This is a genomic window from Caulobacter sp. Root1455, from assembly GCF_001426905.1.
Lineage (GTDB): Bacteria > Pseudomonadota > Alphaproteobacteria > Caulobacterales > Caulobacteraceae > Caulobacter.
The window spans coordinates 85427-96449 of record NZ_LMFQ01000008.1; the positions used below are offsets into that span (position 1 = coordinate 85427).

11 protein-coding genes are annotated in these 11023 nt (G+C 68.0%); 2 read left to right on the forward strand and 9 right to left on the reverse strand.

Annotated features, from left to right (window positions below; all coding sequences use genetic code 11):
* Positions 1–6: 6 nt before the first annotated feature.
* The 5 genes from ASD21_RS06285 to ASD21_RS06305 form a co-directional block, all read right to left on the reverse strand.
* Complete coding sequence (locus ASD21_RS06285; protein WP_056438325.1) at positions 7–402, reverse strand: hypothetical protein; 396 nt, start codon at positions 400–402, stop codon at positions 7–9.
* On the reverse strand, positions 402–770 hold the full coding sequence (locus ASD21_RS06290; RefSeq protein WP_056438326.1) for a hypothetical protein: 369 nt from the start codon (positions 768–770) through the stop codon (positions 402–404). Before ASD21_RS06290 ends, ASD21_RS06285 begins: the two co-directional genes overlap by 1 nt.
* A 2-nt stretch (positions 771–772) precedes the next feature.
* Positions 773–1936 carry an acyl-CoA dehydrogenase family protein gene (locus ASD21_RS06295; protein ID WP_056438327.1) on the reverse strand — a complete coding sequence of 388 codons (1164 nt, stop codon included), beginning with the start codon at positions 1934–1936 and terminating at the stop codon, positions 773–775.
* Between the two features lie 2 nt (positions 1937–1938).
* Complete coding sequence (locus tag ASD21_RS06300) at positions 1939–3729, reverse strand: acyl-CoA dehydrogenase C-terminal domain-containing protein (protein WP_056438328.1); 1791 nt, start codon at positions 3727–3729, stop codon at positions 1939–1941.
* A gap of 87 nt (positions 3730–3816) precedes the next feature.
* Positions 3817–4296 (reverse strand): MerR family transcriptional regulator, encoded by a 480-nt coding sequence (locus ASD21_RS06305; RefSeq protein WP_056438347.1) that lies wholly within the window; start codon positions 4294–4296, stop codon positions 3817–3819.
* Between the two features lie 184 nt (positions 4297–4480).
* Here ASD21_RS06305 and ASD21_RS06310 point away from each other — a divergent pair, with 184 nt between their 5' ends.
* The gene (locus ASD21_RS06310) at positions 4481–5140 is read left to right on the forward strand and encodes a S24 family peptidase (RefSeq protein ID WP_056438329.1); all 660 of its coding nucleotides are present in this window, start codon (positions 4481–4483) and stop codon (positions 5138–5140) included.
* A 24-nt stretch (positions 5141–5164) separates the two neighbouring features.
* On the opposite strand, the gene ASD21_RS06315 is transcribed toward ASD21_RS06310, so the two are convergent.
* From ASD21_RS06315 to ASD21_RS06330, 4 genes are all read right to left on the reverse strand, one after another.
* Positions 5165–5374 carry a hypothetical protein gene (locus tag ASD21_RS06315; protein ID WP_056438330.1) on the reverse strand — a complete coding sequence of 70 codons (210 nt, stop codon included), beginning with the start codon at positions 5372–5374 and terminating at the stop codon, positions 5165–5167.
* 112 nt (positions 5375–5486) lie between these two features.
* Positions 5487–7124 (reverse strand): phosphoglucomutase (alpha-D-glucose-1,6-bisphosphate-dependent), encoded by a 1638-nt coding sequence (pgm, locus tag ASD21_RS06320; RefSeq protein WP_056438334.1) that lies wholly within the window; start codon positions 7122–7124, stop codon positions 5487–5489.
* Between the two features lie 86 nt (positions 7125–7210).
* Positions 7211–8200 (reverse strand): UDP-glucose 4-epimerase GalE, encoded by a 990-nt coding sequence (galE, locus tag ASD21_RS06325; RefSeq protein ID WP_056438335.1) that lies wholly within the window; start codon positions 8198–8200, stop codon positions 7211–7213.
* 113 nt (positions 8201–8313) lie between these two features.
* Positions 8314–9969: a lysine--tRNA ligase gene (locus tag ASD21_RS06330; RefSeq protein ID WP_056438336.1), complete on the reverse strand. Its 1656-nt coding sequence runs from the start codon at positions 9967–9969 to the stop codon at positions 8314–8316.
* Between the two features lie 254 nt (positions 9970–10223).
* On the opposite strand from ASD21_RS06330, the gene arsN2 reads away from it, so the two are divergent.
* Entirely contained in the window at positions 10224–10667 is a 444-nt protein-coding gene (gene arsN2 / locus ASD21_RS06335; RefSeq protein WP_056438337.1) for an arsenic resistance N-acetyltransferase ArsN2, read from the forward strand.
* Positions 10668–11023: the final 356 nt, after the last annotated feature.

Consider the following 11023-nt stretch of genomic DNA (forward strand, 5'->3'; position numbering starts at 1 on the left):
GGCTCATTATTTCCACGTGCCGATCGGCGCCTTGGCGATCTGGGCGCACGACAGGCCCCGGGCCGAGGCCTTGGCGCTGTAGGTGACGCGGTAGCCGAACTCGGGCGGCGGCAGGGCGCAGGCCTTGAAGCCGGGCGTCGTCACCGACAGCGTCCAGTCGGCCACCTTCGAGCGCAGCAGGTTGTTGCACTGGTCGACATTGGCCTTCAGCGGCAGCTCGAAATCGCCCGGCGGCTTGGAGTGGGGGTTCTTGGCCACCAGCTTGCCGGAGAAGAACAGCGGGCGCGGACCGGCCGCGCGCACGCAGACCACGGCCGAGCGGCTGTCCGAAGCGGCCCCTGGAGCAGCGGGCGCGGCGTGCTGGGCGGGCGGCTGGGGCGGCGGCGCGACGATCAACGGCATCAGCGGATCTCCTTGCAGGTCAGCGGCCCGAAAAAGCTCTTGCGATAGACGAAGGTCAGGCGCTCGCCGGCCTTGAGCGGCCGCGTCGGACGGCAGATCGTGTCGCCGCGGCGCCGGTCGCCGCCGACGGAGCCGCCGTGGATCACCAGCTGCGGCTTGGCCGGGGTCAGGCCCTCGACGTTGGCGCAGCCTGTCTGGCGGGCGTCCACCGCTGGGAACGGCGTCTCGACCAGGGGTGCGCGATAGGTGAGGCTGGTCCCCTCGAGCTTGGCCGAGGTGGTCTTGAAGCGGCCGTCGCGCACCAGTCCGGACACGGCCGTATCCGTCGCGTTGGTCAGGCACAGGACGATGGCGGCTTCCAGCAACATGGCTAGAGCGTCCTCGCGATCAGCAGCTTCATGATCTCGTTGGTGCCGCCGTAGATGCGCTGCACACGGCTGTCGCGATACATGCGGGCGATCGGATACTCGTTCATAAAGCCGTAGCCGCCGAACAGTTGCAGGCAGCGGTCGACGATCTTGTTCTCCAGATCGCTGACCCAGTACTTGGCCATCGAGGCGGTGGCGGCGTCCAGCTTGCCGGCCAGATGCTGCTCGATGCAGTGGTTGACGAACACCTTGGCGACGGTCGCCTCGGTCTTGCATTCGGCCAGCACGAACTGGGTGTTCTGGAAGTCGATGATCGCCTTGCCGAACGCCTTGCGCTGCTTGACGTAGTCAATCGTCAGCTCCAGCGCCCGCTCGATGGTGGCCATGCCCTGGACGGCGATGTTCAGCCGCTCCTGGGGCAGTTGGCCCATCAGCTGGAAGAAGCCCTGGCCCTCGTCGGAGCCCAGCAGGTTCTCGGTGGGAACCTTGACGTCGTTGAAGAACAGCTCGGAGGTGTCCTGGGCCTCGTGGCCCAGCTTGTCGAGGTTGCGGCCGCGCTCGAAGCCTTCGGTCCCGTCCGTCTCGACGACGATCAGCGAGGTGCCGCGCGCGCCGGCGGTTGGGTCGGTCTTGACGACGACAATGATGAGATTGGCGGTCTGGCCGTTGGTGATGAAGGTCTTGGACCCGTTGATCACGTACTGGTTGCCGACGACCTTGGCGCTGGACTTGATGCCCTGCAGGTCGGACCCCGCGCCCGGCTCGGTCATGGCGATGGCGCCGACCAGTTCGCCGGTGCACAGGCGCGGCAGCCAGCGCCGCTTCTGCTCCTCGGTGCCGTAGTGGAAGATGTAGGGGGCGACGATGGCGTTGTGCAGGCTGATGCCGAAGCCGTCGACGCCCTTCAGGCCCAGTTGCTCCATCAGCACGGCCTCGTGGCGATAGTCGCCGCCGGCCCCGCCGTATTCCTCCGGAACGGTCAGGCCGAGCAGTCCCGCCCGGCCCGCCTTGTTCCACATCTCGCGGTCGACGACGTGGTTCTTGCGCCACGTCGCCACCACGGCCTCGGGGGCGTGCTCGTCGAAGAACTTGCCGACCGCGTCCTCGAAGATCGCGATGTCCTCTTCGGCCATGAAGGCCGGCTTTTCGACGTTGAGCACGCTCATGATCAGAAGGCCTCCGCGGGCAGCGCCATCAGGGTCGCCGAACCGGTCTTCAGCTTGGCCAGATGCGCCCCTGCGTCAGGCAAGATGCGTTCGACGAAATATTTCGCCGTGACGATCTTGGTGGTGAAGAAGGGGTCGGTCGAGCCGGCGGCGATCTTGGCGTTGGCCGCCTTGACCATCAGGCACCACATGTAGGCCAGGCCCGTCAGGCCGAACAGGTGCATGTAGTCGGTCGAGGCCGCGCCGGCGTTGTCGGGGTTCTGCAGGCCGTTCTGCATCAGCCACATGGTGCCGTCCTGCAGCTGGGCCTTCACGCCGGCCAGGGCCTCGATGAACGGCTTCAGCTCGGCGTCGCTGTCGTTCTCGCCGATGAACTGGTCGATTTCCTGGAAGAAGGTCATCACGCCGCGGCCGCCCTTGGCCGCCAGCTTGCGGCCGACCAGGTCCAGCGCCTGGATGCCGTTGGTGCCTTCGTAGATCAGGGCGATGCGGACGTCGCGCAGGTACTGGCTGGCCGGGAAGTGCTCGGTGAAGCCGCTGCCGCCGTGCACCTGCATGGCGTCCGAGCAGATCTTGAAGCCCTTGTCGGTCAGGTAGCCTTTCAGCACCGGCGTCATCAGGCCCATATAGTCCTCGGCCTTGGCGCGCACGGCCTCGTCCGGGTGGTGGTGGGCCAGGTCGCCGTGCAGGGCGGTCCAGAACAGGAAGGCGCGGCCGCCTTCGATCAGGGCCTTGCTCTCCAGCAGCATGCGACGCACGTCCGGGTGGACGATGATGGGGTCGGCCGGGCCGTCGGCGTTCTTCGGGCCGGTCAGCGAACGGCCTTGCAGGCGGTCCTTGGCGAAGGCGACGGCGGCCTGGTAGGCGGCCTCGGCCTGGGCCACGCCCTGCAGGCCCACACCCAGGCGGGCCTCGTTCATCATCACGAACATCAGCTTCAGGCCGCTGTTCTCTTCGCCGATCAGCCAGCCCTTGGCGTCCTCGTACTGCATCACGCAGGTGGCGTTGCCGTGGATGCCCATCTTCTCTTCGAGGCCGACGCACTTGACGCCCTCGTTGCGCTCGCCGACCGAGCCGTCGGCCTTGGGCAGGAACTTCGGCACGATGAACAGGCTGATGCCCTTCACGCCGGCCGGGGCGCCCTCGATGCGGGCCAGCACCAGGTGGACGATGTTGTCGGCCATGTCGTGTTCGCCGGCGCTGATCCAGATCTTCTGGCCGCTGATGCGATAGGTCCCGTCAGCCTGCGGAACCGCCTTGGTCCGCAGCAGGCCCAGGTCCGTGCCGCACTGCGGCTCGGTCAGGTTCATGGTGCCGGTCCATTCGCCGGACACCATCTTGGGCAGATAGGTCTGCTTCTGCTCGTCGCTGCCGCCGGTGTGGATGGCCGAATAGGCGCCGTGGGCCAGGCCCGGATACATCGAGAACGCCATGTTGGCCGAGCTCGACATCTCGCTGAAGGCCAGGTTGACGACGTGGGGCAGGCCCTGGCCGCCGTAGGCCGGGTCCGAGCCCAGGCCCGTCCAGCCGCCTTCGCACAGCTGCTTGTAGGCTTCCTTGAAGCCGTCCGGCGTCTTGACCGTGAAGTCCTTGCTCCAGACGCAGCCCTGCTTGTCGCCGACGGGGTTCAGCGGGGCCAGGACCTCGCCGGTGAACTGGCCGGCGGCCTCGAGGATCTGCTCGACGGTCTCGAACGACGCGTCGGCGAAGCCCGGCAGGTTGCCGTGCTGATCGATGTTGAGCACGTCGCGCAGGAGGAAGGCGTGTTCGCGAACGGGCGGCTGGTAGGTCATGAAACAGTCCTGGTCAGTCAGATCGGGGGAGGAGAGAGAAGACGCCGCGCGCCGTTCCGGTCTTGAAGGAGGAACACGGTGTCGGGTCTACTTGCCCAACGCCGCTTCGCCGTGACCGTCGAGCCGGGCGCGCAGCACCTGGTCATAGTCGGCGGCGCGGGGCAGCAGGTCCGGGCGGATCTCGGCCAGGCGCCGCTCGAGGCGGGCGCAGGCTTCGCGCAGTTCGATCAGGGCGCCGTCGATGTCCTCGCGCTGCTGCTCCAGCGCGGTGGCGCGCTCGCGGAACTTCTTCAGCGACCGGGCCATCTGGGCCGCGCCGTCGTCGTTCTCGTCGTAGAGGTCGAGCAGTTCGCGGATTTCCGACAGCGAAAGGCCCACGCGCTTGCCGCGCAGGATCAGCTGCAGGCGGACGCGGTCCTTGTGGGAATAGACGCGGTTGAGGCCCTCGCGGGCCGGGGTCAGCAGGCCCTTGTCCTCATAGAAGCGCAACGCGCGCGGCGTGGCTTTGAACTCGTTGCACAGCTGACGGATTGTAAAGGTGCGCTCTGGACGTCGCAGGTCGGCCAACATTCGAACCCTCCCTGGGCAGGCCCGACTTCTGCGGCCGGGCCGGTTGGTTATCGTCGATCACCATAGGCCCGCGGTATTCTGCCGTCAACGTTTACGTAAACGTCAACTTGCCTGTAGGTGAATAGGTTTACTTTCCTAGAGGTGAGGCATATTTTTCGGGACCACGGCCCAGGATGCAGCCATGTCGTCTCTGTCGCACACCGAAATCTGGACCGCGATCGACGCCCTGGCCAAGCGTTTCGACATGAGCCCGTCGGCCATGGCCAAGCTCGCCGGTCTGGACCCCACCAGCTTCAACCGCTCGAAGCGCGGCGACGGCGACGCTCGCCCGCGCTGGCCCTCGACCGAGAGCCTGGCCAAGGTGCTGGAGGCGACGGGGGTCGGATTTTCGGAGTTCGCGGCCCTGACCGAAAGGGCGCCCAGACCCGATCCGCGCCCCAATCCGCGCGCCGTCCCGCTGATCGGCTTCGCCCAGGCCGGGGCTGAAGGCCTGTTCGACGAGACCGGCGCGCCGACCGGTCCCGAGTGGGACGAGATCGATTTCCCGGGGTTGGGCGAGGAGAGCGTCTACGCCCTGGAGATCACCGGAGACGCGCTGGTCCCGGTCTTCCGCGACGGCGACCGCATCCTGGTCTCGCCGACGGTCCCGCCGCGCCGGGGCGACCGGGTGGTGGTGCGAACCGCGGGCGGCGAATTGCTGATCAAGGAGTTGGCGCGGGTCACGGCCCGCAGCGTCGAGCTGGCGTCGCTCAATCGCGTTGATGGGGGCGACGGCGGGGATCGGACGCTGGATCTGGCCGAGGTGGTGTGGATCGCCCGGATCCTGTGGGCCAGCCAGTAGGCGGCCCCTGGTCGGATAGGGGGGTCAGGTGCGGGGGCAGTCGGCGTGCTTGCTCTGCAGCCAGGCGGTCAGGTCGCCTTCCCAGGGCGCGTCGCACGAGATGTCGACGCGGTAGGACGCCCAGTTGTCGTTGTGAGCGGCTTCGACGTGCGCGGCGGGGAACTGGGCGGCCAGTTCGCCAAGCAGCGAGTCGAATTCCGAACGGTCCGAAGGGCGAAGGGTGAAGCAAGCCATGAGACTAACCTTGGTTCTGATGAAACCAGACTAGACTCCAAATTGCGGACAGACCCTTAACCGACAATTTAGCTGTTGTTCATCTATCGGGTCACGGTGTCGCAGGCGGCGGTCAGCCGCCCAGCGCGCCGGCGACCACCTCGCGCGCCTGATCCTGAACTTCCCGCAGGTGGTCCGGGCCGAGGAACGACTCGGCGTAGATCTTGTAGACATCCTCGGTGCCCGAGGGACGGGCGGCGAACCAGGCGTTCTTCGTCACCACCTTGAGGCCGCCGATCGCCTCGCCGTTGCCCGGGGCCTCGGTCAGGATCCGCTCGATCGGCTCGCCGGCCAGCGTGTTCGCCGTGACGTCGCTCGGGCTCAGGGAGGCCAGGCGCGCCTTTTCCTCGCGCGAGGCGGGGGCGTCGATGCGGGCATAGGCCGGGGCGCCGTGCTCGGCGGTCAGGTCGGCGTAGAGCCGGCTGGGACTGCCCCCGGTCACGCCCTGGATCTCGGCGGCCAGCAGGCCCAGCAGCAGCCCGTCCTTGTCGGTGGTCCAGACCGTTCCGTCCTGGCGCAGGAAGGCCGCGCCCGCCGACTCCTCGCCGCCGAAGCCGACGCTGCCGTCCAGCAGCCCCGGCACGAAATGCTTGAAGCCGACCGGCACCTCCAGCAGGCGGCGGCCCAGCTTGGCGACCACGCGGTCGATCATCGAGGACGAGACCAGGGTCTTGCCGACGGCGACGTCCGCGCCCCATCGCGGGCGATGGGTGAACAGGTAGGCGATCGCCGCGGCCAGGTAGTGGTTGGGGTTCATCAGGCCGGCGTCCGGCGTGACGATCCCGTGGCGGTCGGCGTCGGCGTCGTTGCCGATCGCCACGTCGTACCGCGCCCCGCCCCGCATGGTGCGGATCAGGTTGGCCATCGCCGAGGCCGACGAGCAGTCCATGCGGATCTTGCCGTCGGTGTCGAGCGGCATGAACGCCCAGCGCGGATCGACGCGGTCGTCGACCACGGTCAGGTCCAGCCCGTGCCGGTCGGCGATCTCGCCCCAATAGGCGACGGCCGCGCCGCCCAGCGGGTCGGCCGCGATCCTGACGCCGGCGCGGCGCACGGCCTCCAGGTCCAGGACGCTGGGCAGGTCGTCGACGTAGTTGGCCAGGAAGTCGTACGCGCCCGCCGCCGCCCGGGCCCGTTCGAACGGAATGCGGCGGACGTCCGCCAGGCCGTCCTTCAGCAGCTGGTTGGCCCGCGCCGCGATCGCCGTCGTGGCGTCCGAACCGGCGGGCCCGCCGGACGGCGGATTGTACTTGAAGCCGCCGTCGCGGGGCGGGTTGTGCGAGGGGGTGATCAGCACGCCGTCGGCCGATCCCGGCGCGACCCGGTTGTGCTTGAGAATGGCGTGGGACACCGCCGGGGTCGGCGTGAAGCCGTCGCGGGAGTCGACCATCACCGTGACGCCGTTGGCGACCAGGACTTCCAGCGCCGTGCGCCAAGCCGGTTCGGAGAGGCCGTGGGTGTCGCGGCCCAGGAACAGCGGGCCGGTTATGCCGGCGCTCGCGCGGTGCTCGGCGATCGCCTGGCTGATGGCCAGGATGTGGGCCTCGTTGAAGGCGCCGTCCAGGCTGGAGCCGCGATGGCCCGAGGTGCCGAAGGTCACCCGCTGGTCGGGCCGCGAAACGTCCGGGCGGATCTCGTCATAGGCCTTGAGCAGGGCGGTCAGGTCGACCAGGTCTTCGGGACGGGCCTGCTGGCCGGCGTGACTGTGCATGACGAAATCCTGTTGCGCGCCCCTTGTGACGGGCCGGCGGCGGCGGTGTCTAGCCGCCGAATGCGTCAGTGTTGATACGGGAGCGATCAACGTTTCAGGTCGAGCGCCCCGTTGGCGTGCCAGGCCCAGGCGTGCTCGATGATCGCGTCCAGATCGTGGCGCGGCGTCCAGCCCAGCTGCTGGCGGGCCTTGCGGTTGTCGGCCACCAGGCTGGGCGCGTCGCCGGCCCGGCGCTCGGCCAGCTCCAGCGGGAACGGCCGGTTGGACCGCCGCTCGATGGCGCCGACCAGTTCGCGCACGGTGGTGCCCGTTCCGGTGCCCAGGTTGAAGACCGCGCTGTCCTTGCCGTCCAGCAGCCACTTCAGCGCCAGGACGTGGGCGTCGGCCAGGTCCAGCACATGGATGTAGTCGCGCACGCAGGTGCCGTCGCGGGTGTCGTAGTCGCCGCCGAACAACATGAACTTGTCGCGCTCGCCCCGGGCGGCGGCGATGGCCAGCGGGATGGCGTGGGTCTCGGGTTCGTGCTTCTCGCCGATCCGGCCCAGGGGATCGGCCCCGGCGGCGTTGAAATAGCGCAGGGCCACCGAGCGGAAGCCCTTGTAGCGGGCCAGGTCCTCGAGGATCTGCTCGACCATCAGCTTGCTGCGCCCATAGGGGTTGAGCGGCGCCTGCGGATGTTTCTCGTCCATCGGCACATAGACCGGCGCGCCATAGGTCGCGCAGGTCGAGGAGAACACCAGCTTGTCGACGCCGGCCCGGCGGGCGGCCTCGATCAGGGTCAGGGTCCCGCCGACATTGTTCTCGTAGAAGGCGCCCGGCTCGGCGATCGAGAAGCCGACCTCGATGAAGGCCGCGAAGTGGATGACGGCGACCGGCCTGTGCTTGGCGAACACCGCATCCAGCCGGGCGGCATCGCGGATGTCGCCGACTTCCAGCGGGCCCCACTGGACGAACGACTCCCAGCCGTTCGACAGGTTGTCGTAGACGACGGGCGTATATCCGGCTTCGGCCAGGCGAAGACAGGTGTGCGCGCCGATGTAGCCCGCGCCGCCCGCCACGAGAATGGTTTCGCCCAAGATTTGAATCCCCCGATGTCTCGAAGCGGCGAATGTACGCTCTGCCTCCTATCGTCAATACATGACGGCGGAATGGCGGAGGATTTTCGGCTTCGACGCTCGCTGAGCGAGCGTCAGCCCAGCTTTTCCTCGATCAGCGCCGTCGTCCTGTCCAGGCCAAAGATGGCGGCGAACGAGCCGAAGCGCGGGCCCTGGCTCTGGCCCAGCAACACTTCGTAGAGGGCCTGGAACCAGGCGCGCAGCGGCTCGAAGTCGTGGTCCTTGCCGACCGCGAACACCTCGTTCTGGATCAGCTCGGCGTCCTGGCAGTCCGAGGGCAGGGCCTTCAGGCGGGCCAGGAGGTCCAGGATCGCGGCGCGTTCCTTGTCGTCGGGCGCGCGGAACGCCTTCGTCGGTTTGACGAAGTCGTCGTAATAGTTGATCGCGTAGCCGGCCAGGCGGTCCAGCAGCGGCTGGCTTTCCGGCGTCGCGCCCGGGATGTAGCGCGACAGGAAGCCCCACAGGATCGCCTTGTCCGAGGCGTTGGCCGCCGAGACCAGGTTCAGCATCAGGCTGAACGACACCGGCGAGCCGTATTGCGGCGGGCGGCCCGCGTGGACGTGCCAGACCGGGTTGTCCAGCTGCTTGGCCGGCTCCTGCTTCTGGTAGGCGTCCAGCTGCTGCAGATACTCGTCCGTCGCCTTGGGGATGACGTCGAAATACAGCTTCTTGGCCGACTTGGGGCTCTGGAACATGTAGTACGACAGGCTCTCGGGCGCGCCGTAGCGCAGCCAGTCCTCCATCGACAGGCCGTTGCCCTTGGACTTGGAGATCTTCTGCGAGTTTTCGTCCAGGAAGAGCTCGTAGTTGAAGCCCTCGGGCGGAACCCCGCCCAGCGCCTTGCAGATCTGGGCCGAGGCCTTGACCGAGTCGATCAGGTCCTTGCCGCTCATCTCGTAGTCGACGCCCAGGGCCGTCCAGCGCATCGCCCAGTCGGGCTTCCACTGCATCTTCACGTGGCCGCCGGTCACCGGGACCTCGACCTTTTGGCCGTCCTCGTCCTGGAAGACGATCGTGCCCTTGTCGACGTTGCGCTCCAGGGTCGGGACCTGCAGCACCTTGCCGGTGCTGGGGCTGATCGGCAGGAACGGCGAATACGACGCGCGGCGCTCCTCGCCCAGGGTCGGCAGCATGACCTTCTGGATGGCGTCGAAGCGGGCCAGGGCCGTCAGCAGGGTCTCGTCGAACTTGCCGCCCTTGTAGCACTCGGTCGACGAGACGAACTCGTAGTCGAAGCCGAAGCCGTCGAGGAAGGCGCGCAGGCGGGCGTTGTTGTGGGCCCCGAAGCTGTCATGCGTGCCGAACGGGTCGCGGACCACGGTCAGCGGCTTGCCCAGGTCCTCGATCAGCGGCTGCTTGTTCTCGATGTTGTCCGGAACCTTGCGCAGGCCGTCCATGTCGTCGCTGAAGGCGATCAGGCGCGTGGGGACGGCGTCGTCGGTCAGGGCGCGGAAGGCCGAACGCACCATGGTCGTGCGCGCCACCTCGCCGAAGGTGCCCAGGTGCGGCAGGCCCGACGGGCCGTAGCCGGTCTCCAGGATCACCGGTCTGGCCAGGGCCGGAAAGGTCTTCACGGCCTCGTCGGCCTTGCCGCTGTTGATCAGGACGGAGGCGAGGTCGCGCTCGGCGTCGGACAGACGCAGGCGCAGGACGCGGGCGAGCAGGGCGCGCGCCTGCTCGAACGGCCAGGAACGAGCATCGCGGGCGAGGGGGGAGAGGCCTTCAAACATGCGGGCGGTATAGGGGGAAGTGGCGGTGGTGGCTAGGTTTTGGGTGAGGGATGTGCGGCGTCCGGGTCCGGGCGAGGGGCCGGCGGCGGCTTTCGACCCCGGTCGGACCCGGGACGGATCGGCCTTCCCGCCCGTTCCCCGGCCAGGCCATTCGTTCCGCACGGCCTCGTTCGAGATGTTATGCTGACGGTTCTCGCCGAAATCGCCTTCCGTGCGACAGGGTGCGGGGCTCCAAACTCGAAGGGCGGCCAGGCATGACGATAGAGGCGCGCGCCATTCCAGCGACGGACGAGCGTCTTCTCGAACGACTCGCGGCGGCTCGCCTCCCGGCCTCCGACCTTGGAGAGCCGGGGCAGTTGTTCTTCGTGTTCGAAAACGCGGCGCGGGCGATGGGGTGCGGAGGTCTCCTCGTCGCCGGCGAGCACGCGCTGCTGAGGTCGATCGTCGTTGATCCCGACTTGCGCGCAACCGGCGTCGGCGGTCGGATCTTGGAGCGGCTGGCGCACGAGGCTGGATCACGCGGAGCCCGTAAGGCGTGGCTTCTCACGACCGACGCCGCGACCTTCTTCGCGCGCCACGGCTTCGAGACGGTGGACCGCGCCAACGCGCCGGCCGTCATCTCGGCGACTCCACAGTTTGTCGACATCTGTCCCGGCAGCGCGACCTTGATGATGCGCGGCCTTGTCGTGGGCGGATGAGGTCAGGGGCGGTCTCGGAAAGGGCGCTTTTCTTGAACCCTCTCTCTTGGAGAGGGTTTCGAGCGTTTACGCTCGGCGCATAGCGAACAAACCCCAGCGATTTCAACGCCCTGAACTTTCTCGACCCGATTTGGTCCTCACCCTCCAAACCGCCCGTATCCTTGACTCACCTCGCCGCAKGGAAAGGGCGCATGGCCAGCGACCGATGCGGCGGCGGGGGGCGATCGAGCGGGAAGCTCTGTCGGCGGCGGGATCCGCGTGCGTAGGGACCTCGTCAAACCTCACGTCTCCAGGGCCGGCCGGGCATGGAACACWRAAACGGCGTGGCGTGAGGGCTGACCTAGCAGCAGGCGGGC

Bases quoted from the DNA above. Each gene is read 5' to 3' on its own strand.
- ASD21_RS06295 (WP_056438327.1), bottom strand. From the start codon at position 1,936: ATGAGCGTGCTCAACGTCGAAAAGCCGGCCTTCATGGCCGAAGAGGAC.
- arsN2 (WP_056438337.1), top strand. From the start codon at position 10,224: ATGACGATAGAGGCGCGCGCCATTCCAGCGACGGACGAGCGTCTTCTC.
- ASD21_RS06310 (WP_056438329.1), top strand. From the start codon at position 4,481: ATGTCGTCTCTGTCGCACACCGAAATCTGGACCGCGATCGACGCCCTG.
- ASD21_RS06300 (WP_056438328.1), bottom strand. From the start codon at position 3,729: ATGACCTACCAGCCGCCCGTTCGCGAACACGCCTTCCTCCTGCGCGAC.
- pgm (WP_056438334.1), bottom strand. From the start codon at position 7,124: ATGCACAGTCACGCCGGCCAGCAGGCCCGTCCCGAAGACCTGGTCGAC.
- ASD21_RS06330 (WP_056438336.1), bottom strand. From the start codon at position 9,969: ATGTTTGAAGGCCTCTCCCCCCTCGCCCGCGATGCTCGTTCCTGGCCG.
- ASD21_RS06315 (WP_056438330.1), bottom strand. From the start codon at position 5,374: ATGGCTTGCTTCACCCTTCGCCCTTCGGACCGTTCGGAATTCGACTCG.
- ASD21_RS06285 (WP_056438325.1), bottom strand. From the start codon at position 402: ATGCCGTTGATCGTCGCGCCGCCGCCCCAGCCGCCCGCCCAGCACGCC.
- ASD21_RS06290 (WP_056438326.1), bottom strand. From the start codon at position 770: ATGTTGCTGGAAGCCGCCATCGTCCTGTGCCTGACCAACGCGACGGAT.